Source organism: Streptomyces alanosinicus, from assembly GCF_014650595.1.
Lineage (GTDB): Bacteria > Actinomycetota > Actinomycetes > Streptomycetales > Streptomycetaceae > Streptomyces > Streptomyces alanosinicus.
Genome location: NZ_BMVG01000016.1, coordinates 74,011 through 97,113, shown reverse-complemented (window position 1 = coordinate 97,113; position 23,103 = coordinate 74,011). Strand labels below are relative to the sequence as shown.

The following is a 23,103-nucleotide window of genomic DNA, read 5'->3' as shown; positions in this document are numbered from 1 at the left end:
CATGCGCCGCTCGCCGGGCGGCGGTTGAGAGGCCGATGCTCACCAGCCGCTGACGCGCTCCCAGAACGCCTCGGTCGCCGGTCCAGGGCCGCCGAGCAACCGGGTGCCGTCGATGACGTGGTAGCCGCGGTGCTGGGCGGCGGTGGCGCAGGCGTGGTTGGGCAGGATGCGCAGCCGGGTGCCCACCGGAAGCTCGGGCAGGACAGCGCCGTCGCGGGCTGTCAGGGTGCCGTGCTCCTGGCTCGCGGCCGTCATGACCAGGCCCGGGAGCAGGTTGCCGGCGAGGTCGGTGACCAGGCCGTAGCCCTGGTCCTGTACCTGTGCGGCGGTGCCGCGGTCTCGTGACATGGCCATCCAGCCGCCGTCGGTCATGATCCAGCCGTGTTCGGGGCGGTGTCCGATGACGGTCACGACCACCGAGAGGGCGATGTCCTCGACCCGGCAGACTCCCAGACCGGCCATGACCAGGTCGAAGAAGACGTAGTTCCCCGCCCGCAGTTCGGTGACGCCGGTGAGGTCCTCGGCCGCGTGGGCGGTGGGGGTGGAGCCCACGCTGACGACGTTCACCGGCAGGCCGGCCCCGCGCAGTCGCTCGGCGGCGGCGACGGCGGTGTCGCGTTCGTTCTTCGCGGCCAGGCGCTGTTCCTCGGCGGTGCGGGCGAAGTAGGACTCGCCGGCGTGGGTCAGGACGCCGTCCAGACAGCGCGCGTCGTGCAGGATGCGGCCGATCTCGACGAGCCCGGGGGCGTCGGGTTTCAGTCCGCCGCGGTGGCCGTCGCAGTCGATCTCGATCTGGGCGGGCAAGGGGATGCCCGCCTCGCGGGAGGCTTCGGCGACGAACGACGCCTGTTCGTAGCTGTCGAGGAGGAGGCGCAGGGTGACACCGCGCCGCGACAGCGCGATGACGCGGGGGAGTTTGTACGGCTCGATACCGACGGCGTAGGTGATGTCGGTGTAGCCGCCGTCGGCGAAGGCCTCGGCCTCCGCCAGCGTGGAGACGGTGACCGGGCCGGGCGCGCCGGGGTGCAGGAAGGCGGCGACGTCGAGGCTCTTGGTGGTCTTGACATGCGGGCGCAGGGTGACCGCGAGCCGGTCGGCGCGGTCCGCGAGGCGGGCGATGTTGCGCCGCATCGTGGCGACGTCGACGACGGCGCACGGGGTGTCGACGTCGGCCAGGGTGCCTGCGACGGGGGCGCAGACGCTGCTCTCCCCGGTGTTCACGGGCGGGTTCGCGGAAGCGTTCACAGCGGGAGGTCCGTCTTCTTCACAAGGGTGGGAGCCATGACGTGGTGTCGTCACTTGGCGTAGTTGTAGACGGTCGCCCGGGACACACCGAGCAGGTCCGCGATGGTCTGGGCGGCATCGCGGGAGGCGAAGTACCCGTCCCGCTGCAACTGCCGTACCAGTGCCCTCTTGTCCTCCCGGCTCAGCGAGCGGGGGGTCGCCGCGCGCTCGGCGGCATGGGTCTCGACCGCCTCGCGCAGTTCGCGCGCGTTGCGGTCCTTGAGGGTCTCCAGGGGCTGTTCGCGGTGCTCGGTGTCCGTGGCCACCAGGTTGGACAGCGCCAGAGTGACCGGTGACAGGACAGACACGTCCAGGTTGAGGCAGAGGGCAGCGATGTACTCCCCCGCGGCGTTCTTGATGCCGATGGATGTGCTCTTCGCCGGGCGGCCGTCGGGGAACTGGTTGGGGTAGTTCTGGATGACGCTGGGGTAGTCGGGGTCCCCGATGCGGGCCAGGCCCAGCTCGGTGGCGGAGTCGCCGACCTGCCGACCGGAGAGGTTGTTCTCGATCACCCGGATCGCGTGGTCCGGGTCGCGCAGGTCGTGCAGCACCACTTCGCACAGTCCCGGGAACATGCGCCCCAGCGCTACGGCGATCTTCTCCGCCTCGTGGATGAGGTGCTCGTCGGTCTCGCCCACGGGAAACCTCTCCCCACTCCATGACCATTGGATTGACTGTCCAACTCTGGATTTACAGTCTAGAGGGGGGTGCGTGTTTGTCCAGCAGGTCACGAGGCTGTGGGCCCGCGGGTCACCTCCCGGGGTGGGCCCGCCCAGCTCCTGAGATGTGGTCGGCCGGTGACGACGCGCACACGCAGGGCTGGGCGGGGCCGGGCTACAGCGCGCGTTCCAGGCGATCCGCCATGAGCTTGACGAAGCGGGACGGATCCTTGGGCTGGCCGCCCTCGGCCAGCACCGCCAGGCCGTGCAGGAGTTCCGCGGTCTCGGTCAGCGCCGTACGGTCCTCGCGCTCCTTGTAGGCCTGGTTGAGGCCCTTGACCAGCTGGTGGCCCGGGTTGAGTTCCAGGATCCGCTTGGCCCGGGGCACCTCCTGGCCCATCGCCCGGTACATGTTCTCCAACGCCGGCGTCAGGTCACCCGCGTCGGAGACCACGCAGGCCGGGGAGACGGTCAGCCGGGAGGACAGACGCACTTCCTTGATGTCCTCGTCCAGCTGCTCGGTCATCCAGCCGAGCAGGGCGGCGTACTCCTCGGTCTGCTTCTCCCGCTCGGCCTCGGCGGTGTCGTCCTCCTCGGCGCCGAGGTCGATCTGTCCCTTGGCGACGGACCGCAGCTTCTTGCCCTCGTACTCGCCGACGGCATCGGTCCACACCTCGTCGACGGGGTCGGTGAGCAGCAGCACCTCGATGCCCCGGTCCCGGAAGGCCTCCATGTGCGGGGAGTTCTCGATGCTCTGCCGGGACTCGCCGGTCAGGTAGTAGATGTCGTCCTGGCCGTCCTTCATCCGCTCCACATAGCCCTTGAGCGTGGTCGGCTCGGTGTCGTGGCGGGTACTCGCGAACGACGCGATACCGAGAACGGCGTCGCGGTTCTCCGCGTCGGTGACCAGCCCCTCCTTCACGACGGTGCCGAACTCCCGCCAGAACGTGGCGTAGCGGTCCTGGTCCTTGGCCATCATGTCCTTGACCGTGGACAGGACCTTCTTCGTCAGCCGGCGCCGCATCATCTCGATGTGGCGGTCCTGCTGGAGGATCTCCCGGGAGACGTTGAGCGAGAGGTCGGCCGCGTCGACGACACCCTTGACGAAGCGGAGGAACGGCGGCAGCAGCGCCTCGCAGTCGTCCATGATGAACACGCGCTTGACGTACAGCTGCACACCGCGCCTGGAGTCCCTGGTGAACAGGTCGTGGGGGGCGTGTGCGGGCAGGAACAGCAGGGCCTGGTACTCGAAGGTGCCCTCCGCCTGGAGCCGGATCGTCTCCAAGGGGTCGCGCCAGTCATGGCCGATGTGCTTGTACAGCTCGTGGTACTCGTCGTCGGTCACCTCCTCGCGCGACCGTGCCCACAGTGCCTTCATCGAGTTGAGCGTCTCGGGCCCGGGTGCCTCGTCGCTCTCGGCGGCTGCGGCGGGGGCCTCGGGGGCCATCCGGATGGGCCAGGTGATGAAGTCCGAGTATCGCTTGATGATCTCCCTGATCTTCCAGGGGGAGGTGTAGTCGTGGAGTTGGTTCTCCGGGTCGGCCGGCTTCAGGTGGAGTGTCACCGAGGTGCCCTGCGGCGCGTCGCCGACCGGCTCCAGCGTGTACGTGTCCTCGCCCCGCGATGTCCAGCGGGTGCCCCGGCTCTCGCCCGCGCGCCGGGTCACCAGGGTGACCTCGTCCGCCACCATGAAGCCGGAGTAGAACCCGACGCCGAACTGGCCGATGAGCCCTTCCTCCCCGGCCGCGTCCTTGGCCTCCCGCAGCTCCTGGAGGAACGTCGCGGTACCGGAGTTGGCGATGGTGCCGATGAGCTGCCCGACCTCGTCGTACGACATCCCGATGCCGTTGTCCCGCACGGTGAGGGTGCGGGCGTCGCTGTCGACGTCGATCTCGATGTGCGGATCGGACACATCGGCGTCCAGCGCGTCGTCCCGCAGCTTCTCCAGACGCAGCTTGTCCAGCGCGTCGGAGGCGTTGGAGACCAGCTCGCGCAGGAAGACGTCCTTGTTCGAGTAGACCGAGTGGATCATCAGCTGCAGCAGCTGACGCGCCTCCACCTGAAACTCGAGCGTTTCAGTCGGCATGTTCGCGTATTCCTCACAGGTGTTTGCATCGGAACTGATGCCAGCCACTGTAAAACACCATGTCAGGGCACCGGCCGGGATACGCCGGTGGTGGCTGGATCCAGACCCTGCGGGCCCTGGGCGCCGTACGACGCCCAGGGCCCGGTCCCGGTTCAGCAGCCCATGGTCCAGGTGTGGGAGCCTCCCGCGTCATTGGCCGCGGCGTTGTAGCCGACCTCCTGGCCCGGGGCCAGGCAGATGGTCACATGCCCCAGCAGTTCGCGCGCGGAGTAGACCTGGACATGGTCCTTGACTCCGGGTCCCGAGATTCCGTGGTTGGCCCAGGAGGAGTCGTGCCAGGCCATGTCGCCCTCCCACCAGTGGTCGTCACCGCTGTGCTCGATCTTCAGTCCCGTGAAATCGGCGTCCGTCCATACGCAGAAGTTCCCGCTGCCGCACGGCACCGCCTGCGCGGAGGCGGAAGTGGCGAGCACGGCCCCGGCGGACAGGGCGGTGGCGGCGAGCAGGGCGGCGAGGCGCTTGATCATGACAGTGGTTTCCTTTCGATGTGGTTGTCACCGGGCGCGGCGCGCCGATGTCATCGGTGACGGGTGAGGAGGAGGGTGGCCTGGCCGACGGCGTGTGTCCGCAGCCGCTGCCACTCGGTGATCTCGGCGTGGTGCCGGGCGCGGACTTCGGCCAGGGACCGGTGGGTCGCGGTGGCTTCCGGACCCAGGTTGTCCACGACCACCGAGGTGCGGAACCAGCGGACCTGGTCGCCGTACAGCCTTCGTTGGGCCGCCGCGAGACAGCCGTCGGTGTGGGCGCGCACGACATAGCCGGTGGGCAGACGAAGAGACAGTTGCGGACGGCCGGCCCCGAACAGGGCTGCGGCGACCCGCTGTTGCCCGGCGATGGAGGGGGTGGGGCCGCCGGGTCGGGGCGGGGTGAGACCTCGGTGCATGAGGCAGTCGTCGGTGAGCTGCCGGGTGGCGGCCTTGACCACGTCGTCGGGGGACAGTCGGTGGGCTGTGTCCGCCCTCGCCGTGCAGGCGGTCAGGGCGAGGCCGAGCAGCAGGAGCGCGGCACCGGCCGTCGTGAGCGGTCGCATCGGCGGGTCAGCCCCGCTCGCATCCCATCGCGGTGTCACTGACTCCGTCGAACCTCTGTGCCCACTCCCAGGAGTCGGAGTAGTCGTCGGGGTAGATCGCGCGGTACAGGCAGTTGCCGCCCGGCTGATAGCTGATCGCGTAGACGGTGACGGACGCGTGTGAGTCGAAGGAGTACGCGTGCCGCTTCACCCGGGGGTCGGCCTCCCTGTATCCCGGCGGCACGTAGTCCCAGGCGCCTCCGGATCCCATCTGGTTCGGCTCGGGCCAGACATACACATGCCCCGCAGGCACTGCGGCGGCGGTATGTGTGGCGGGGGCGGCGGCCGGGGCGAGGGCAGCGGCCAGCGCGGACCTGATCAGGAGGGAACGCATGGGCAGGGCATGCCCGAGCGGTGGTGACCACATGCGGCTGCCGGGTCCGGTTCACCTCTTCCGGCGATCATGGAGTGAAGCCCGGCGGGCAATGCGCCTGCGCGCGCTGCCGGAGCAGTGGCCGCGCAAGCCGAACTCGCCGCGCTTTGAAGGGCGTTCACGCCATGCGCACGCCCCGGACCGCGCTGCGGCGAAGGCCGCCTCCTCCCGGATGCCGGTCACTTACCTCGACGCCATGTGCGGTTCTCCAACCATGTTTCACGCGCCCTTACTTCACCTCTTGACGCAAGTGGTCCATACCTTTAGGTTCACCGATGAGCGGCGCCCCTGTCCGGCGCGCTCGCCCTTCATGAGGTGAACGCGCACCGCTGCTCCCCCGACCTCCGCGTGAAAGGCCACCCCCCACTCATGGCCAAATCCCTCTCCCCCGCCGTCTTCACCGCTGCGATCGCCCTGTCCGCCTGTCTGTTCACCGGCTCCCCCGCTCATGCCGCCCCACACGCCGTCGTCGCCCGGCAGAGCGCCTCCGCGCATGCCGGCCAGGCGATCCAGGCCGATTTCGTGGTGAGCGAGGCGCAGTTCGACCAGATGTTCCCGAACCGGAACAGCTTCTACACCTACGGCGGGCTCGTGGAGGCGCTGAACGCCTACCCCGGCTTCGCGAACACCGGCAGCGACACCGTCAGGAAGCAGGAAGCCGCCGCCTTCCTCGCCAACGTCAGCCACGAGACCGGCGGACTGGTCTACATCGTCGAGCAGAACACCGCCAACTACCCCACCTACTGCGACTGGAGCCAGTCCTACGGCTGCCCCGCCGGACAAGCCGCCTACTACGGACGCGGTCCGCTCCAGCTCTCCTGGAACTTCAACTACAAGGCCGCCGGCGACGCCCTCGGCATCGACCTCCTCGACAACCCCTGGCAGGTGGAGAGCGACGCCGCCATCGCCTGGAAGACCGGCCTGTGGTACTGGAACACACAGTCCGGACCGGGCACCATGACCGCGCACGACGCCATGGTCGACGGCGCCGGCTTCGGCCAGACCATCCGCTCCATCAACGGCTCCCTCGAATGCGACGGCAAGAACCCCGCCCAGGTGCAGAGCCGCATCGACGCCTACCAGCGCTTCACCCAGATCCTCGGCGTCGCGCCGGGCGACAACCTCTCCTGCTGACGCGAACCGCTCGACAAGGAGCCGTCATGCGCACTGTGAAGTCCCTTGCCAAGGTCCTCCTCGGGGCGCTCGGGGCGATGACGCTCGTCGTGGCGGTCCCGGCGAGCGCCCACGCGAACGTCCTCACCCTGCTCCCCCAGAACGCCGACGGCCTGGAACAGACCTTCTCCCCCGCGTACGACTACGACCGAGACGGCTGCTACGCCACGGCCGCCATCGGGGCGGACGGCACGATCAATCCCGGCCTGAGGCTCGGCGGCGACGTCAACGGCCACTGCCACGACTACGCCCAGCTCGCCAACGCCAACACCTACTCACGCGAGAAGTGCAACAACGGCTGGTGTGCGGTCATGTACGCCAGCTACTTCGAGAAGGACCAGGCGACCTACGGTCCCGCCGCCATCGGGCACACCCACGACTGGGAGCACGTGGTCGTGTGGATCAACGGCGACGAGGCCACGTACGTCTCGGTGTCCCAGCACACCGGCTACCAGGTGGCCGACCGCTCGGCGGTCCGCTTCGACGGCACCCACCCGAAGATCGTCTACCACAAGGACGGCCTGTCCACGCACGACTTCCGCTTCGCCAACACCGACGACGAGCCCCCCGAGAACGTGACCGGCGGCTGGTTCTACCCCCGGCTGGTGGGCTGGGACGGCTACCCTCCGGGCTTCCGTGACAGGTTGCTGAGCGCCGACTTCGGAGCAGCCACCATCAAGATCAAGGACGGTGACTTCGCCTACGCGCTGGCCCGCTCCATGCCCTCGGGAATCCCCTTCGACCCCAACGCCTGACCGGGCCGATCCACGGCGCGTAGCCTGGGGTCGTGACAGTCACCTATGTGCTGGACGGCGCGCGGATCGCGACCCTTGAGGACTTCTGGAGCGTCATCGGTGAAGCGGTCAACGGACCCGAGGGCTACTTCGGCAGGAACCTCGACGGTTTCGCCGACTGCCTCAGCGGCGGCTTCGGAACGCCGGACGACCGCGACTTCGTGGTGGAGTGGCGGGACCATCAGCTCTCCCGGGAACACCTGGGACATGCGGAGACGGCCCGCCAGCTGGAGATCCGGCTGACGCGCTGCCACCCCGACAACCGGCCTCATGTGCGGGCCGATCTGGCCGAGGCCCGCGACGGGCGCGGACCGACCGTCTTCGACTGGCTGACCGAGATCTTCGAGCAGCGCGCACCGGGTGTGCTGCGGCTGCGCTGATATCCCGTTGAGGGTCCGCGGGCGGACACATAGGGTCGACCGCATGTCTCTCCGTCTCCAGCTGCGTCAAGCCCTCCGGGACGCCATGCGCGCCCGCGACAAGGTCGCGACGAGCGCCCTGCGTTCCGCGCTCGCCGTGCTCGACAACGCCGAGGCGGTGCCGGTGGGGGCGGCGGAGCTGCGCGGTGCGGCCATCGAGGAGGCACCGGTCGGCGTCGGCGTCACCGAGGCCGCCCGGCGCGAGCTGAGCGAGGAGCACATCACCGATCTCGTGCGCGCCGAGGCCGAGGAACGGCTCGCGCTCGCGGCGAGGTTCACCGCCCCCGCCCAGGCCGACCGGGCGGCCCTGCTCCGCGAGGAGGCCGCCGTACTGCTGCGACTGCTGGACCAGCCCGGCACCGCGTAGCGACGACGAGGGACCCTAGGGCGTGTTGCGAAAGTCCCGTCGTCCGCCCGGAGGGCGGGCCGAGCGGCGTCTGGTGCGTGCTCTGGGGGTCCCCCCGGCCGGAGGCTGGGGGAGTGCCGGGCGGAAGCCCTCGTACTGGTTGTACGTGGGTTTTCGCCCGGTGCGGCGAGAGTGCGTGCCAGGCGTCGGGCGGCAGGCGGGACTTTCGCAACACGCCCTAGGACAGGCCCTGAGGCTTGTCGAGACCGGTGAGGGAGGCGCGGGCCTGCTCGACCCAGCGGGTGGCGTGACGGCGGTCGTGGCGTCGTGCCTGTTCCTCCAGCGTGCGCAGCGCCCCCTGCACCGACTCCGCGTCGCCGCGCACACCGTGGAGCACGACCGGTGCGGACAGCGCCCGCAGATAGCGGTCCACGAGGTCTTTGCGCCGGTGGTCGACGACCAGGGTGCGGTAGGCCTCGATCCCCTGGGCGAGGCCGCTCAGGGCGGCCGCGTCCCGGCCGCACATCATGGCGAACGTGCCGAGGCGCAGTGCGGCCTCCCCGTACAGCTGCTCCGCGCCGGCACCGGGGTGTCTGGCGGTGAGCCACCGGAGCTTGCCGACGAGTTGTTCGAGCAGGACAGAGGCCTGCCTTCGCTCTCCCTGGGCTCCGATGTCGCCGGCGGAGCGCATGTCCCGCTCGTATGCGGCGAGTTGACCGCGCAGGCCGGCGGGTGTGACGGCGAGCAGCTGCTGCAGCTCCTGATGCCGGCCGCCGAGCGCCTCGCGCAGGAAGGCGTGCAGTTCGCCGCCCCTGTTGTGGCTCGCCTCCGCCGAGTCGGGCAGCCATCGGCGGGCGTGGCGGACGGCGCGGCCCAGAGCGGGATCGTCGGCGGCCAGGGCCGCGTGCTGGGACAGCATCCGTGCCAGGGCGTGCTCGGCGCCTTCGATGTCGCCGAGGGCCGTCAGTGCGGTGGCGAGCACACCGGTCACCCGGGACGCCTCCATGGCGAGGTCGTCCCGGCCCTCGGCGATCAGCGCGGTGTACTGGTCGATGGCGGTGCGCGCCGCCTCGGCCGCGCCGGCCGCCAGGCCGTACTGCAGCCGGGCATTGGCCACCCGCTGTGCGGCCTGCGCGAGCAGTGCCGACGGCGCCGGGCGACCGGCGGACCGGGCGAGCGCGTCGTACGACTCCTCCTGTGCGGCCAGGGCCCGTTCATATGCTCCGAGGTCCCCGTACACGGCGGACACGGTCTCCAGGATCAGCACATACACATCGGTCGTCCCCGGTCCCGGACCGGTCTCGTGGTCGCCCGTCCCGCCCGCCCCGTCGCCGGGTGCACGCAGGGCGTCGAGGGCCCGACGGCATGCGTCCAGCGCCTCCTCCGGCCGGGACGTGCGGCGCAGCCAGACGGCCCGGCTGCGATGGACGAGCGCGGCTTCCAGGTCGGGCGCCGGCGCGCTTCCGGCGTACTCGGGCGCGGCGAGGATCCCGAGCGCCTCGGTGAGAGAGCGCTCGGCCTCTTCCGTCGCGTCGGCGTCGAGCGCGATCTGGGCGAGTTTGGACAGAGCGTGCAGGAACCTGCTGCCCCAGGCGGCCAGGCCGTCCGCCGCGACGAGCCGGCGCCACAGGTCGAGCGAGGTGCGCCCGTGTGCCAGGCCGCGCTCCGGATCCTCCAGGACGCCGATGAGATTGGCCAGGTTGTCCATGGCCCTGGCCAGGTGGTCGGCATCGGCGGCGGCGCCGCCCCGCAGTACCGCCTGCTCCAGGTGGTGCACGGCCTCGGCGTAGCTGTCGCGGGCGGCCCGGACCCGGCCGGTGCGTTCCTCGTCCCGGCCGCGCAGGATCAGCGCCTCGCCCAGGCGCCCGGCCAGTTGGTGGACACCCTCGTCACGGACCAGCGGGGTGAGCGCCGCGACGGCGTCTGCCGCATGTCCCGGCGCTCCAGACTGGGCCCGCTGGAGGAACAGGGTGGCTCGCGTCTCGCGGGCGTGCCGGTCGCCCGGCGCCCGCTCCAGCCGCACGTCGAGGGCGGTGTGGGCGCGGTGCCACAGGTCGGCGGCACGCTGCTCGTTGCCGCGCCGGTACTCGACGGCGGCGAGGTTCATCAGGGTGGGTACGACGTCGAGCGGGTCGTCGGACCGCGCGAACTCCTCCGCGGAGGCCTCGTACAGCCGCACGGCCCGCTCCGCCACGGTGGCGCGGCTCGGTCCGGAGTCCGCATGGCTCATGTCGCCGAGGACGTTGGCCTCCAGCAGCAGGGCGTGGGCCAGGATGTTCCGCTCCTGCGGCCCGTCCGGCAGGTCCTGGGCGAGGGCGACGGCGCGTTCGGCGCTGTCGAGGGCGGCGGGCAGGTCGCCGGTGCGGCGCTGCAGGCGGCATAAGGAGCCGAGGACGGCGCACAGCAGGTGGACATGGTCGTCGCAGAGGCCCGCGGCCGTGCGGTACTGCGCGAGGGCGCCGTCCATGTCGCCGAGCGCTTCGAGCACGCGGCCGGTCTCCGACACGCACCGTGCGCGCGCGAATCCCGTTTCCGCGGTGTCCCGTTGCTGTCCGGGCAGGCCGTCGAGGACCCGCCGGGTCTCCCGCAACGCCCCGAGATCGCCGAGGAGCTGGGCGCGCGGGCCACCGGCGTCGGGCGGCCAGAAGGCCACGGCGTCACGTTCGTCCAGACCCGCCGTCCGGTAGGCGTAGTGCAGCAGCCCGCGCGGGTCGTGCCACGGGCCGCCGCCGGGGACCCGCCGCTCGTACAGCGGCTCCCGTCGGTCCGCCTCGGCCGTGGTCCGCGCAGACGGGGGCGGGGGCGCCGCGAGGGGCTCGCCGGTCTCCTCCTCCGCGATCCGCAGCACCGTCTCGGCGATCTCGCCCAGCGCGTACGGGCGTTCGCCGGGCTCCTTGTCGAAGCAGCGTTCCAGCAGGTCGGCCAGTGCGGGCGGCATCCGCAGCGACGTCGGGGTCAGCGACTGGGTGCGGGCGGCCCGCAGGACCAGGCCTGCCACGGTTCCCGACGGCCAGGTCCGCTCGCCCACCAGCAGTTCCAGTACGGTGACCGCCCAGCTCCACACGTCCGCCGGAACACCGACCCGCCGTCCCTCGGCCTGCTCTGGGCACGCGTAGGCGGGTGTACCGGGGGCGGCGCCGGAGACCTGCAGGGAGGCTTCGGAGCCGGGCCGGGGCGGATGCAGCTCCTGGCGCAGGATGCCGCGCATCAGCTCGCGGTCCTCCTCCGTGGTGCCCGGGACATCGGTGATGTACCGGATCACCGCTTCGAGTTGCCCGCGCTTGTCCCGACCCCATCCCGGTGCCGCGGCCAGTCCGAAGTCGGTCAGCCGTACCCTGTCGTCGGCGTCGACGAGCAGGTTGGCCGGCTTGATGTCGAGGTGCAGCAGGCCGGCCCCGTGTGCGGCCGCGAGTCCCCAGGCGGACTGGGCCGCGGCCCGCAGGACGCGGCGCAGCGCGGCCCGGGTACCGCCCGCGTACAGCTCGCCGGAGCGGAGCCGGTCGGCCAGCGAGCCGCCGGGGGCGTACTCGCTGAAGACGACGACCTCGTCCCCGAGGCTGCGGGCGAACCGGCAGGGCGTGATGTGCGGGTGGTCCGGCAGGTCGATCCAGCGCTGGACCTCGGCGAGGAGTCTCGCCTGATGTGCCGGGTCGGCGCGGTGCAGCCGCTTGACCGCGTACCGCTCGCCGGTGCGCCGGGAGCGCACCAGGACGACACCGGCGAACCCGCCGCTGCCCAGCGGCCGTTCGACCGTGAACTCCTCCAGGAAGGTGCTGCCCGCCTCCATCTCAGCTCCCGTCCAGCGCGGCGCGCAGTTCCTCGGCGGTGCGGAAGCCGACGCCGGGTTCGTCGCTGAGTGCCCGGTCGAGGACCTCGCACAGCCCCGACGGTAGAGCGGTCCCGCGCTTGCCTGCCGGTACGACGGGGCTGGTGGCGACGGCCAGCCAGGGGTCCTGGCCGGGCGGCAGGTCACGGGGCGTCGTACCGGTGAGGACGAAATAGAGTGAGGCGGCGGTGGACCACACGTCGACCTCGGGGGTCGCGTACTTGTAGTTGATCAGTTGCGCTCGCGGCATGAAGGCGGGCGTGCCCATGACGACGCCGGTGCGGGTCAGTCCGCTCAGCCCCGCGCCGTCGTACGCCTTGGCCAGGCCGAAGTCCGCGAGTTTGGCCGTGACGCGGCCGTCGGAGCCTTGGCTCAGCAGGATGTTGTGGGGCTTGATGTCACGGTGGACGAAGCCGTGTTCCTGGTGCACATGGCCGAGTCCGGCGAGGACACCGTCGAAGAGTTCCACCGCCCGGTGCGGCGGAAGCGGGCCGTCGCGGCGCACCCGGTCCGCGAGACTGCCGCCGTCGCACAGCTCCAGGACCAGGCAGCAGGGTTCTGTGTGCGCGCGTGCGCCGCCGTCCTCCGGTCCGGTGCGCTCCACGCCCAGTACCCGCACCACATGCGGGTGGCTGAGCGCCATGCACACCTGGACCTCGCGGGAGAAGCGGGCCACCGCCTCCTCGGCGCCGTCGGGAGCGCGGATCACCTTGAGGGCGCGGCGCTCGCCGCTCTCGTCGTGAACGGCCGCGTACACCACGCCCATCCCACCGCGTCCCAGCTCGCCCTCCACGACCCACGCGCCGAACCGCACCCGGACATCCCCTCCCGACCGGCCGGCCCCATCGCCCGCCCATCACTCGATTCAGGCTACTGGCAAGGGAGTTCGGGTGCAGCCCCGCGAGTCTCGGGCGCGGTCACCTCAGGATGTTGACCGCACGGGCGACCACGAGGACCACGGTCACCAGGGACACCGCGGACTGCAGCATCATCAGCATCTTCGACCACCGCGACAGCGGCATCACGTCGGTCGGGCTGAAGGCGGTGGCGTTGGTGAAGGAGAGATAGAGGTAGTCCAGGAACGCCGGTTCCCAGTCCTGCGGGGCGAACTCCGGGTTCTGCATCTGTACGAAGAGAAAGTCGGCGTACTGACGTTGTCCCCGGACCCGGGCCATGGGGCCGCCGCGGTCCCACTCCCAGTACCACAGGGCGAAGACGATGACGTTCGTCAGCCAGATGGCACCGCCGGTCAGCAGCAGCGGGACCGCGCCGTGTTCCCCTCCGCCGTTCAGCAGATCGCCGACCAGCCGGACCGCCGCCCAGCCGTTGGCCACCGTGATGACACCGGCCAGGACCAGGCCCAGATACCGCATGAGCCGGGTATGAGGCTCCACACGCCGGGGATTGGCCACGAACAGTGCCGTCAGCAGTGCCAGCTCCAGTGCGGGCAGGGCCCAGGCGGGGTGCAGCAGGATGAGCCGGTGCGGCAGGGTCAGCTGCAGGGCGACGGCCATGAGGATCACGGCGGTCACCGTCCAGCGCGGCTCGCCCCGGGTCGCCCTGCGCCAGGCGGGGACCAGTTCGCGCTCGCCGGTCTCCAACAGCCGCTCGATCCTGGCCAGCCGGCTCCGGGCGTCATCCATGTCGTCGTTCATGTCGAGGATTGTCCCGGCCGGATGTCCAGCGATGAGAGCGGGGACCGGGCGAAGGACGCGGAGGGGGTGGGGACACGTCGGTGACCTGCGCACTGGGGCCGGTCCGGCGCGGGGCGGGTCCACGGCGGCCTGAGCGGGGGCGCCGACGTGGGCCCGCGGCTTCGGGCGGCGGCCGGGCCTGCCTCAGGCGGGTCGCTCCTCGGGAGCCTTCGGGGCCGTGCCGGGCGGTCGCGGGCCCACGGGGAGCACGGTGCGGTCGTGTGTGTCGTTGATGACGGTCGCCGCCGACGCGTACCAGGCGGCGAGCCCCGTCGCGATGCCGAACCATCCGCCCGCCTGGGTCATGGCGTGCGGCTCCGCCCCGGTCTGGAAGGCGCCGATCGCCAGGAAGAGGAAGGTGAGCGTGAGCAGTTGTTCCGGTCAGGGCTCGCGGTGTTCATGTGCCGCCTGTTCCAGCGCCGCCGCCTCGGCCTCGGCCAGGCGTGTCTCGGCCGCGACGTCGATCGAGCGGGTCAGCCACCAGTAGAGCAACGCGGAGACCGGCAGCCCGATGAACAGCGAGATGTCGGCGCCGCCGAGGGCCCTGGCGGCGGGGCCGACGTACAGGGTGCCGACGGAGAAGAAGGGGATCATGACGGCGAAGCCGACCAGGTAGGCGATGATGCCGTGCCAGCCCCAACGGCCGTAGATGCCGTGCGGGTTGAAGATCTCCGCGATGGCGTAGTGCCCGCGGCGTACGACGTAGTAGTCCATCAGGTTCACCGCGGTCCACGGGATGAACAGGTAGAGCACCAGCAGCAGGAAGTTGTTGAAGTTCTCAAGGAAGTTGGAGGTCGCCGCCAGTGCGCCGATCAGGGAGAGCGCGGCGGTCAGACCGATGGTCAGCAGACGTACGCCCAGTGTCGGCCGCACCCGCTTGAAGGAGTCGATGCCGCTGATGAGCGTCAGCGAACCGCCGTACATGTTCAGTGCGGTGACGGACACCAGGCCCAGGGCGGCGAAGAGCAGCACGACGGCGCCGAAGCCGTCGAAGATCTTGTCGCCGGCGGCGTCGATCGACTTGATGGTGTCGAAGTCCTGGCCCGCCCAGGCGGCGAGCAGCGTGCCCAGCACCATCAGCCAGATACCGCCGAGCGCGGAGCCGAAGTACGTCCAGTAGAAGGTCTTGCGGACCGTCACGTCCGGCGGGAGGTAGCGCGAGTAGTCGGAGACGTAGATGGCCCAGCTGATCTGGTACCCGGCGACCACGCCGAACTGGGCGAGGAACGGGGTCCACTTGAAGGCACCGAGGTCGAAGGAGCCCGCCGGATAGTGCAGGGTCACGAGGACTCCGACGGTGAAGACGCCGAAGACGACCAGGAAGGTGTACGTCAGGATCCGCTCCGCCTTGTGGATGATGTCGTAGCCCACCAGCGCGATGACGAGCGCGACCACGGTGACCACGACCACCCACAGCTTCACGGAACCGTGCAGGGTGGCGTGCAGGGAGTCGGCCGCGAGGACGCTGTTGAAGACGTTGAACCCCGCGTACTGCACATAGGCGAAGAACCACACCAGCAGGGCGCCGACGTAACCGAACTGGGGGCGCGACTGGATCATCTGCGGCAGGCCCAGCTGAGGTCCCTGCGCCGAGTGGAAGGCCATGAAGAAGGTGCCGATGACGGTGCCGGCGACGATGGCCAGCAGGGACCAGATCAGATTGCCGCCCTCGGTGATGCTGATCAGCCCCACGGCCAGGGTCGCGATCTGGGCGTTGGACATGAACCACAGCGGGCCCAGATGCCAGAGCTTGCCGTGCCGCTCGTCCAGGGGGACGTAGTCGATGGACCGGACCTCCAGGCCGGACACTCTTGGCTCCGCTGATGTGCTCATCACGCCTCCCGGCGGCCGGCCTGCCTGTGGGACACATTGTTCTCCGAGGCGGGCGGGGTGACGAGCGCTGAGACACAGGTGAGACACAAATGCCGTGAGTGCCGCCGCCGGGGAGGCGCTCAGGCGCGGTGCAGGGCGTCCGAGAGGCGGACGAAGCGGTGGCCTCGGGCCAGGAGGCGGGGGACGGCACCGGCGATGCCCCGGGCGGTGCCGCCTTCGGGGTGGTTCATGTGGCACAGGACGATGGAGCCGGCCCGTGCCGCGGCGACGGTGGTGTGGACCTGCTCGGCGGTGAAGGTGGCGCCGCCGTCGCCGTTGACGGAGAAGCTCACGAAGCGTTCGCCGAGGTCGGTGACGATCCGCGCCGCGACGTCGTCGCAGTAGGCGGTGCCGGATCGGAAGAAGCGCGGCGGGGTGCCCAGCAGCCGGGTCAGTTCGGCCCGGTTGCCGGCGATCTCGTCGTACACCTCGCCCGCGCCTCGGGTGCCGGGGATGCCGTAGGCGGAGCGGCCGGTGACCGACAGCGGACGGTGCCGGGTGCCATGGTTGGCGATCTCGAACAGCGGATCGGCGGCCAGCCGGTGGAACACCGCCGGGTTGGCATCGATCCAGCGGGAATTGATGAACAGTGTCGCCGGGATGTGCCGGGCGCGGAGGAAGTCGAGGAGCGCCCGGTCGTAGCCGTCGCCGCCGCGGCCGCCGCATGCGTCGAAGGTCAGGGCGATGTCGCGGGTCGTACGCGGCAGGGAGTGCACCACTCCCGGGGCGTCGAAGCCCCAGGAGTGCGGCACGCTACGCCCGTAACGGGCCACGATCTCCTCGCGGGTGACGGGCGGCAGGGTGCCGGACGCCGTCGGCGCAGGCGGCGCCGTGCGGGTCGGCGCGCCCGCGTCCGCGCCCGGATCCGGCGCGCCAGGTGAGGCGGGGGTGCCGCGGTCCCTGTCCGGGCCCGCGCAGCCGGCGAGCAGTCCTGTGGCCATGGCGGCCAGCACCGCACGGCGACCAGCCGTCATCCGCTTCCCCACGCTCGGTCGAGGGCCGCCACGGCCGACGACCGCCCAGGACGGCAACCGTACGCAGCGCACCTCCGACGACCGTGAAGACAGCGGTAAGAGGACGTCCAGAATCCGCCTGTGTTCCCGGCGCCGGGTGGGATGAGCGGCACGGGCGAGCCCACGAATGTGTCGGGCCCCTGGCGCGCAGAACCGCCGCGGTCAGGGAAGTGAGAGGGAAGCGACCGTCACGAACAGGGAAGCAGGAGCGATGAGCGAACCCACCCACCACGACCCCCTCCACTTCGACGCGGAGCGTTCCGCGGAGATCGTCACCGCGAGTTTCGCCGGCGCGACGGACGAACGTCTCCAGGAGATCCTCGCCTCCCTGGTGCGGCACGCGCACGCGTTCGTCAAGGACGTCGGGCTCACCGTCGAGGAGTGGGCGGCGGGTATCCGCTTCCTCACCGAGACCGGACACGCGTGCGACGACACCCGGCAGGAGTTCATCCTGCTGTCCGATGTGCTGGGGGTGTCGATGCTGGTGGATTCCGTGAACCGGCCGTCCGACGGCCGGTTCACGGAATCCACCGTGGAAGGCCCCTTCCATCTGGTCGACTCGCCGGCGCGGGCCCTCGGCGACAGCATCGATGAGGCCGGGCGGGGCGGTGAGCCCTGTCTGGTCACCGGCCGGGTCACCGACGGCGACGGCCGGCCCGTGGCGGGCGCGAGCGTCGATGTGTGGCAGGCCGACGCGGAGGGTTTCTACGACGTGCAGCGGCCCGGTGAGGTCCCGGAACGCAATCTGCGGGGCCTGTTCACCGCCGACGAGGACGGCCGATTCCGATTCCGCACCATCGTGCCCCGGTACTACCCCATCCCCTCCGACGGGCCGGTCGGCGCCCTGCTCAAGACCACCGGACGCCATGCGAACCGGGCCGCGCACATCCACCTCGAAGTGTCGGCGCCGGGCATCCGCACCCTGACCACACATCTCTTCGTCGAGGGCTCGCCGTTCCTGGACTCCGACGCCGTGTTCGGCGTGAAGGAGAGCCTGATCCGGAGCTTCGCCGAGGTGGACGATCCGGCCCGCGCCACCGAGCACGGGCTGCCCAACCCCTTCCGCCATGTCGACTTCCCCATCACCGTGCGGCGCGGGGCACAGCCGTGATCGAGCGAGCGGGGCGCGACGTGCGCGGGCCCGGACTTGGGCCTGGGCCTGGGCCTGGGCCTGGGCTCGGGCCTGGGCCTGGGCTCGTCAGGTGTGCGAGAAGCGGGACGGTGGCATGCCGAAGGCGCGGGTGAAGGCGGCGGTCAGCGCGGCGGGCGAGGCATAGCCGAGGCGGCCGGAGACCTCGGTGACCGACGCCGTGCGCAGCAGCGGCACGGCGGCCAGCAGCCGCGCCCGGGTGCGCCAGACGGCCGGGCTCTCCCCCGTCTCGGCACGGAACCGCCGGGTGAAGGCCCGTTCGCTCATGGCCGTCCGCGCGGCCCATACGGCATTGGTGACGCCGGCGTCCGGGGCGGCCAGGTAGGCACGGCAGAGCGAGGCGAGATCCGCGGCGGCGGGGATCGCGACATGGAACGGGAGCGGGGTGCGCGCGGCGATCTCGTGCAGGAGGAGCGCCACGACACAGCCCTCGCGGCCGGAGAGACTGTAGTCGGCCTCGAACTCGACCGCCGCCAGCAGCAGTTCACGCAGCAGCGGCGGAACGTCCACGACCGTACAGGCCGCGGGCCACCACGGCACGGCGTCCGGCTCGATGTACAGGCTACGGGTGCTCACCCCCAGCATGCGGACCCGGTGCCGGATGGCCGCCGGGATCAGGACGGCCCGCTCGGGCGGCACGGTCCAGGTGCCCTCGGGGGTGTCGACGACCATGACGCCGGTGGCGCCGTAGAGGAACTGCGCGCGCCGGTGCCGGTGCCAGTCGAGCACCAGGCCGGACGGATAGTCGGTGCCGATGGGCAGGACGGCCCGGTCCACATGGTCGACCTCGTCCAGCGAGACGTTCTTCACGCGCCCACGGTAGTGGCCGGGTCTCGAAAGAATGGTGCCGGGCATCGCATGCGAGCCGCTCGCTGTGGCTGATGGGGTGTCCCTGTGAACGATGTGGCACTTCTCGGCATGGCACTTCTCGGCATCGGAGTCCTCACCGGGGTGACGACCGTCCTGTTCGGCTTCGGCGGCGGGTTCGTGGCGGTCCCGGTGGTGATGTGGGCGAACACCGCCCTCGGCGCGGACGCGATACGGGTGGCGACGGCCACCTCGGCCCTCGTCATGCTGGTGAACGCGGCGTTCGCCACCGCCGTCACGCCCCGGCGCGTCCTCGCCGCCCTGCGCGGCAGCGGTCCGCTGCTGGTCCTGCTGGCGGCCGGCGGGGCGGCTGGCGCGCTCGCCTCCCGCCACGCCCCGGCCGCCCAGGCCCACTGGGGCTTCGTCGGGTACGTCGCGCTCACCCTCGTCGATCTGCTGCTGCGTCCCGGATTCCTGCGGCCGCACGGGCCGGGCGGACCAGGCGGGCCGGACGGACCGGGAGGACCGGGAGGACCGGGAGGACCGGGAGGGCAGCGCCGCGCGGGACAGGGGGTGCGGACGCGAGAGGGACAGCGCGACGTCCCCCGTCCCCTGCCGGCCGTGCTCGGCGCGCCGATCGGTGCCCTCGCGGCATTCCTCGGCGTGGGCGGCAGCGTCCTGACCGTTCCCGCGCTGCGCCGCGCCGGGCATCCGATGCGCAGGGCGACGGCGCTGGCCAATCCCCTCACCCTCGCCATCACCCTGCCCGCCGCCGCGCTGTCCCTGAACGCCACGGGCGTCACCGTCGCCCACGCTCACCCGCAGCTGGCCGGGCTCGTCGACCTCCGTGCCGCCGGGGCGCTGCTCCTCGGCGCCCTGCCCGTGATCGCGGTACTGCGGCGGCGCCCGCCCCGGATCCCGGACCGCGCCTACGCCTGGTCGTATCTCGCGCTGCTCGGCGTCGTGGAGGTCGCGATGCTGCTGGTGGGCTGAGGCGGGCTCCGCGGGCCCTCAGGACACGGTCAGGAGGCCCGGCGCCGGCGCCGGATCGGTTCTCCCACCCGGTGCATATGGGTGAGGGCCTCGCGGTAGGACTGGATCAGTCCGGTCTCGTGGTAGGGCACGCCGACCTCCGCGCAGTACGCGCGCACGACGGCCTGAGCACGCCGCAGATGAGGGGTGGGCATGCTCGGGAACAGGTGGTGCTCGATCTGGTAGTTGAGCCCGCCGAGCATCACATCGGTGAGCCGGCCGCCGCGTACGTTGCGGGAGGTGAGGACCTGACGACGCAGGAAGTCGGGGCGTTCGTCACCGGTGAACGTGGGCATGCCCTTGTGGTTCGGTGCGAAGGTGCAGCCGAGGTAGACGCCGAACAGGCACTGGTGCACGAAGAGGAACGCGACCGCCTTGCCGGGCGAGAGCACCAGGAACAGCGCGGCGGCATAGCCGGCGAGATGGAGGAAGAGCAGCCCGGCTTCCAGCAGGCGGTGTTTCATGGCCGGCGAGCGCAGCGCCCGGACGCTGGAGACGTGCAGGTTGAAGCCCTCCAGCGTCAGCAGCGGGAAGAACAGCCACGCCTGGTGGCCGCCGATCAGACGGGCCAGGCCACGGCTCTCACTGGCCTGCGCGGTGGACCACACCAGGATGTCCGGGGCGACATCCGGGTCGAGTTCCTCGTGGTTGGGATTGGCGTGGTGGCGGGTGTGCTTGTTCATCCACCAGCCGTAGCTCATGCCGATCCCGAGGTTCCCGAAGAGCCGGCCCCACGTCTCGCTCGGCCGGCCGCGCCGGAAGACCTGACGGTGCGCCAGATCATGGGCGACGAGGGCGACTTGACCGAACATCAACGCCAGGAAGGCGGCCACGGCAAGCTGCCACCAGGTGTCGCCGAGCGCGAGGAAGGCCCCCCAGCCGGCCGCCAGCAGCCCGGTGACCAGAGTGAGCCGTGCCGTGTAGTAGCCGGGGCGCCGGTCGAGAAGCCCAGCCTCGGCGATACGCCGGGACAGCCGGGCGAAGTCACTGCCGGCTCCGGAACCGGACGTACGGGAACGGGCGTCGTCCGGTGCCCCGGCGGACGCCCCGGCGGCGACCGAGGCTTGCGTGGAAATCGTCATGCCGTCGAGTCTCGGCATGGCCGCGGCGCGGCAACAGCCAGCCAGTCACCGGTCCCGACGGGGGGATTTCCCTACGGCGCCCCGGGGTGCTTTCACCACTCCGAGGCGCCGGCCTCCCTCTTCCCTGCCGTGCGCGCCCGCTGGTCCGGCTACGCCCGGCGTCCGGCGAGGAGTTCGAGCGTGTCGATCACCCGGTGGGAGAAGCCCCACTCGTTGTCGTACCAGGCGACCACCTTGACGTGCCGGCCGTCGTCGACGCGGGTGAGGGCCGAGTCGAAGACCGACGAGGCCGGGTTGCCGGTGATGTCGGACGACACAAGCGGGTCGTCCGAGTACTCCAGGATGCCGGCGAGCGGCCCCTCGGCCGCGGCGCGGTAGGCCGCCAGTACCTCGTCGCGGGTCACCTCGCGTGCGACGGTCGTGTTGAGTTCGACGATCGAGCCCACCGGCACGGGCACCCGGATGGAGTCACCGGACAGCCTCCCGTCGAGGTTCGGCAGGACGAGGCCGATCGCCTTCGCCGCGCCGGTCGTGGTCGGCACGATGTTGACGGCGGCGGCGCGGGCCCGGCGGGCGTCACGGTGCGGGCCGTCCTGCAGGTTCTGCTCCTGGGTATAGGCGTGCACCGTCGTCATGAACCCGTGCTCGATCCCGGCGAGTTCGTCCAGTACGGCGGCGAGCGGCGCGAGCGCGTTGGTGGTGCAGGAGGCGTTCGAGACGATGGTGTGCAGGGCCGGGTCGTAGGCGTCGGTGTTGACGCCGTAGGCGAGGGTGACGTCCGCGCCGTCGGACGGCGCGCTCACGAGGACCTTCCCGGCGCCCGCGTCGAGATGTGCGCGGGCGGCTTTCGCCGAGGTGAAGCGGCCGGTCGCCTCCAGCACGACGTCCACACCGAGTTCGGCCCACGGCAGCCGGGCCGGCTCGCGCTCGGCGAGGACCGTGATGCGCCGGCCGTCGACGACGAGGGCGTCTCCGTCGACGGTGACGGGACGGCCGAGCCGGCCGGCCGTGGTGTCGAAGGCGAGCAGCCGTGCGAGGGTGGCGGGCTCCGTGAGGTCGTTCACGGCGACGACGTCGAGGGCGCTGTCCCGCTCCAGCAGCGCGCGCAGCACATTGCGTCCGATACGGCCGAATCCATTGATGGCGACGCGAGTCATGCGTGGTGCCCCTTCGGTGACTTCGGTGAGTTCGGTGAGTTCGGTGAGTTCGAATTCCTTGGGTTCCCCACCAGCGTCGCGTGCCGACTTCGTTCATGGCCGTGTCGAGAGCGCCATGGTTCGCAAGGATCGCGCCAACGCGCCTCGGCTGCTCGTCCGTGGTGCCTGCCGGCTATTCGCCCTGGGTGAAGGTGCGCCGGTATTCGCTCGGGGTGGTGCCGAGGATCCGCTGGAAGTGGGTCCGCAGATTCGTACCGGTGCCGAGGCCGACGTCGGCGGCGATCTGCTCGATGCTCCGTTCCGAGCGTTCGAGCAGCTCACGGGCCAGGTCGATACGGGCGCGCATCACCCACTGCATCGGCGTGTACCCGGTGTCCTCGGCGAAGCGCCGGGAGAACGTGCGCGCCGAGACCGCCGCATGCCGGGCGAGCACCGTGAGGGTGAGGGGCTCGCCGAGGCGGTGCAGCGCCCACTCCCGAGTCGCGGCGAACCGCTCGCCCAGTGGCTCGGGTACACTGCGGGGCACGTACTGGGCCTGGCCTCCGCTGCGGTAGGGGGCGGCGACCAGGCGCCGCGCCGCGTGGTTCGACACGGCCACGCCGAGGTCCGTGCGCAGGATGTGCAGACACAGATCGATGCCGGACGCGGCACCGGCCGACGTCAGCACACTGCCCTCGTCCACGAAGAGCACGTCCTCGTCGACCTGGACGAGCGGGTGCTTCGCCGCGAGGGCACGCGAGTAGTGCCAGTGGGTCGTCGCGCGCCTGCCGTCGAGGAGCCCGGTGGCCGCGAGCGCGAAGGCCCCCGTCGAGATGGCGGCGAGCCGGGCACCGCGGGCGTGGGCGGCGCGCAGCGCGGCCACGACGGACGGGGGCGGGTCCTCGCGGTCCGGATGGCGATATCCGGGGAGGAAGACGATGTCCGCCCAGGCGAGCGCGTCCAGGCCATGGGCGACGTGGTACGACAGCCCGTCACCGCCCGCCACGAGTCCGGGCGCGGCCCCGCACACCCTCACCTCGTACGGCATGCTCGCGCGGGTCGTGAACACCTGCGCGGGAATGCCGACGTCGAGCGGTTTCGCGCCGTCGAGGACCAGGACGGCGACGCGTTGCGGACGGGGGGACGGCACGGGACTCAGGGTACGAGAGCCGGTCCGGGCGGCGTACGACGGCGGGCCCCGCCGGTGGGTACCGACGGGGCCCGCTGC

22 protein-coding genes are annotated in these 23,103 nt (G+C 71.2%); 6 read left to right on the top strand and 16 right to left on the bottom strand.

Going from position 1 to position 23,103, the window contains the following annotated elements; translation table 11 throughout:
• Positions 1-39 precede the first annotated feature (39 nt).
• From IE277_RS27830 to IE277_RS27805, 6 genes are all read right to left on the bottom strand, one after another.
• On the bottom strand, positions 40-1,221 hold the full coding sequence (locus tag IE277_RS27830; protein ID WP_268252660.1) for a DSD1 family PLP-dependent enzyme: 1,182 nt from the start codon (positions 1,219-1,221) through the stop codon (positions 40-42).
• 74 nt (positions 1,222-1,295) lie between these two features.
• The gene (locus tag IE277_RS27825) at positions 1,296-1,922 is read right to left on the bottom strand and encodes a helix-turn-helix transcriptional regulator (RefSeq protein ID WP_189956451.1); all 627 of its coding nucleotides are present in this window, start codon (positions 1,920-1,922) and stop codon (positions 1,296-1,298) included.
• A gap of 196 nt (positions 1,923-2,118) precedes the next feature.
• A complete protein-coding gene (gene htpG / locus IE277_RS27820; RefSeq protein WP_189956450.1) occupies positions 2,119-4,029 on the bottom strand; it encodes a molecular chaperone HtpG in 1,911 nt (636 codons plus the stop codon).
• A gap of 152 nt (positions 4,030-4,181) precedes the next feature.
• Entirely contained in the window at positions 4,182-4,553 is a 372-nt protein-coding gene (locus IE277_RS27815) for a peptidase inhibitor family I36 protein (protein ID WP_189956518.1), read from the bottom strand.
• Positions 4,554-4,606: 53 nt separating this feature from the next.
• On the bottom strand, positions 4,607-5,119 hold the full coding sequence (locus tag IE277_RS27810) for a hypothetical protein (protein WP_229882000.1): 513 nt from the start codon (positions 5,117-5,119) through the stop codon (positions 4,607-4,609).
• Between the two features lie 7 nt (positions 5,120-5,126).
• Positions 5,127-5,492: a hypothetical protein gene (locus IE277_RS27805; RefSeq protein ID WP_189956449.1), complete on the bottom strand. Its 366-nt coding sequence runs from the start codon at positions 5,490-5,492 to the stop codon at positions 5,127-5,129.
• 408 nt (positions 5,493-5,900) lie between these two features.
• Between IE277_RS27805 and IE277_RS27800 the strand changes: the two genes are divergently transcribed.
• From IE277_RS27800 to IE277_RS27785, 4 genes are all read left to right on the top strand, one after another.
• Complete coding sequence (locus tag IE277_RS27800) at positions 5,901-6,665, top strand: chitinase (protein WP_189956448.1); 765 nt, start codon at positions 5,901-5,903, stop codon at positions 6,663-6,665.
• Positions 6,666-6,691: 26 nt separating this feature from the next.
• The gene (locus IE277_RS27795; RefSeq protein WP_189956447.1) at positions 6,692-7,459 is read left to right on the top strand and encodes an NPP1 family protein; all 768 of its coding nucleotides are present in this window, start codon (positions 6,692-6,694) and stop codon (positions 7,457-7,459) included.
• A 32-nt stretch (positions 7,460-7,491) separates the two neighbouring features.
• On the top strand, positions 7,492-7,878 hold the full coding sequence (locus IE277_RS27790; RefSeq protein WP_189956446.1) for a barstar family protein: 387 nt from the start codon (positions 7,492-7,494) through the stop codon (positions 7,876-7,878).
• A gap of 85 nt (positions 7,879-7,963) precedes the next feature.
• Positions 7,964-8,284: a GatB/YqeY domain-containing protein gene (locus IE277_RS27785; protein ID WP_189956516.1), complete on the top strand. Its 321-nt coding sequence runs from the start codon at positions 7,964-7,966 to the stop codon at positions 8,282-8,284.
• 217 nt (positions 8,285-8,501) lie between these two features.
• On the opposite strand, the gene IE277_RS27780 is transcribed toward IE277_RS27785, so the two are convergent.
• The 6 genes from IE277_RS27780 to IE277_RS27755 all read right to left on the bottom strand — a co-directional run bounded on the left by IE277_RS27780 (position 8,502) and on the right by IE277_RS27755 (position 16,629).
• The gene (locus tag IE277_RS27780) at positions 8,502-12,050 is read right to left on the bottom strand and encodes a serine/threonine-protein kinase (protein ID WP_189956445.1); all 3,549 of its coding nucleotides are present in this window, start codon (positions 12,048-12,050) and stop codon (positions 8,502-8,504) included.
• Position 12,051: 1 nt separating this feature from the next.
• Positions 12,052-12,903 carry a serine/threonine-protein kinase gene (locus IE277_RS27775; protein WP_189956444.1) on the bottom strand — a complete coding sequence of 284 codons (852 nt, stop codon included), beginning with the start codon at positions 12,901-12,903 and terminating at the stop codon, positions 12,052-12,054.
• A gap of 103 nt (positions 12,904-13,006) precedes the next feature.
• A complete protein-coding gene (locus tag IE277_RS27770; protein WP_189956443.1) occupies positions 13,007-13,744 on the bottom strand; it encodes a DUF1345 domain-containing protein in 738 nt (245 codons plus the stop codon).
• Between the two features lie 183 nt (positions 13,745-13,927).
• Positions 13,928-14,155, bottom strand: coding sequence for a GPR1/FUN34/YaaH family transporter (locus IE277_RS27765; RefSeq protein ID WP_189956515.1), 228 nt, complete (start codon positions 14,153-14,155; stop codon positions 13,928-13,930).
• 9 nt (positions 14,156-14,164) lie between these two features.
• Positions 14,165-15,616 (bottom strand): purine-cytosine permease family protein, encoded by a 1,452-nt coding sequence (locus tag IE277_RS27760; protein ID WP_189956442.1) that lies wholly within the window; start codon positions 15,614-15,616, stop codon positions 14,165-14,167.
• Between the two features lie 119 nt (positions 15,617-15,735).
• Entirely contained in the window at positions 15,736-16,629 is an 894-nt protein-coding gene (locus IE277_RS27755; protein WP_189956441.1) for a polysaccharide deacetylase family protein, read from the bottom strand.
• A gap of 250 nt (positions 16,630-16,879) precedes the next feature.
• On the opposite strand from IE277_RS27755, the gene IE277_RS27750 reads away from it, so the two are divergent.
• On the top strand, positions 16,880-17,779 hold the full coding sequence (locus IE277_RS27750) for a dioxygenase family protein (protein ID WP_189956440.1): 900 nt from the start codon (positions 16,880-16,882) through the stop codon (positions 17,777-17,779).
• Positions 17,780-17,866: 87 nt separating this feature from the next.
• Here IE277_RS27750 and IE277_RS27745 read toward each other — a convergent pair whose 3' ends face one another.
• Positions 17,867-18,628, bottom strand: a complete 762-nt coding sequence (locus IE277_RS27745) for an AraC family transcriptional regulator (RefSeq protein WP_189956439.1) — start codon at positions 18,626-18,628, stop codon at positions 17,867-17,869.
• Positions 18,629-18,736: 108 nt separating this feature from the next.
• On the opposite strand from IE277_RS27745, the gene IE277_RS27740 reads away from it, so the two are divergent.
• Positions 18,737-19,618, top strand: coding sequence for a sulfite exporter TauE/SafE family protein (locus tag IE277_RS27740; RefSeq protein WP_189956438.1), 882 nt, complete (start codon positions 18,737-18,739; stop codon positions 19,616-19,618).
• Between the two features lie 29 nt (positions 19,619-19,647).
• Here IE277_RS27740 and IE277_RS27735 read toward each other — a convergent pair whose 3' ends face one another.
• The 3 genes from IE277_RS27735 to IE277_RS27725 form a co-directional block, all read right to left on the bottom strand.
• Positions 19,648-20,739 carry a fatty acid desaturase family protein gene (locus tag IE277_RS27735; protein ID WP_189956437.1) on the bottom strand — a complete coding sequence of 364 codons (1,092 nt, stop codon included), beginning with the start codon at positions 20,737-20,739 and terminating at the stop codon, positions 19,648-19,650.
• Positions 20,740-20,888: 149 nt separating this feature from the next.
• The gene (gene gap, locus IE277_RS27730) at positions 20,889-21,896 is read right to left on the bottom strand and encodes a type I glyceraldehyde-3-phosphate dehydrogenase (RefSeq protein WP_189956436.1); all 1,008 of its coding nucleotides are present in this window, start codon (positions 21,894-21,896) and stop codon (positions 20,889-20,891) included.
• Between the two features lie 172 nt (positions 21,897-22,068).
• Complete coding sequence (locus IE277_RS27725) at positions 22,069-23,025, bottom strand: GlxA family transcriptional regulator (protein ID WP_189956435.1); 957 nt, start codon at positions 23,023-23,025, stop codon at positions 22,069-22,071.
• Positions 23,026-23,103: the final 78 nt, after the last annotated feature.

Coding starts and splice junctions, on each gene's coding strand:
- htpG (WP_189956450.1), bottom strand. CDS start 4,029: ATGCCGACTGAAACGCTCGAGTTTCAGGTGGAGGCGCGTCAGCTGCTG.
- IE277_RS27810 (WP_229882000.1), bottom strand. CDS start 5,119: ATGCGACCGCTCACGACGGCCGGTGCCGCGCTCCTGCTGCTCGGCCTC.
- IE277_RS27805 (WP_189956449.1), bottom strand. CDS start 5,492: ATGCGTTCCCTCCTGATCAGGTCCGCGCTGGCCGCTGCCCTCGCCCCG.
- IE277_RS27800 (WP_189956448.1), top strand. CDS start 5,901: ATGGCCAAATCCCTCTCCCCCGCCGTCTTCACCGCTGCGATCGCCCTG.
- IE277_RS27795 (WP_189956447.1), top strand. CDS start 6,692: ATGCGCACTGTGAAGTCCCTTGCCAAGGTCCTCCTCGGGGCGCTCGGG.
- IE277_RS27785 (WP_189956516.1), top strand. CDS start 7,964: ATGCGCGCCCGCGACAAGGTCGCGACGAGCGCCCTGCGTTCCGCGCTC.
- IE277_RS27780 (WP_189956445.1), bottom strand. CDS start 12,050: ATGGAGGCGGGCAGCACCTTCCTGGAGGAGTTCACGGTCGAACGGCCG.
- IE277_RS27770 (WP_189956443.1), bottom strand. CDS start 13,744: ATGAACGACGACATGGATGACGCCCGGAGCCGGCTGGCCAGGATCGAG.
- IE277_RS27760 (WP_189956442.1), bottom strand. CDS start 15,616: ATGAGCACATCAGCGGAGCCAAGAGTGTCCGGCCTGGAGGTCCGGTCC.
- IE277_RS27755 (WP_189956441.1), bottom strand. CDS start 16,629: ATGACGGCTGGTCGCCGTGCGGTGCTGGCCGCCATGGCCACAGGACTG.
- IE277_RS27750 (WP_189956440.1), top strand. CDS start 16,880: ATGAGCGAACCCACCCACCACGACCCCCTCCACTTCGACGCGGAGCGT.
- IE277_RS27740 (WP_189956438.1), top strand. CDS start 18,737: ATGGCACTTCTCGGCATCGGAGTCCTCACCGGGGTGACGACCGTCCTG.
- IE277_RS27735 (WP_189956437.1), bottom strand. CDS start 20,739: ATGACGATTTCCACGCAAGCCTCGGTCGCCGCCGGGGCGTCCGCCGGG.
- gap (WP_189956436.1), bottom strand. CDS start 21,896: ATGACTCGCGTCGCCATCAATGGATTCGGCCGTATCGGACGCAATGTG.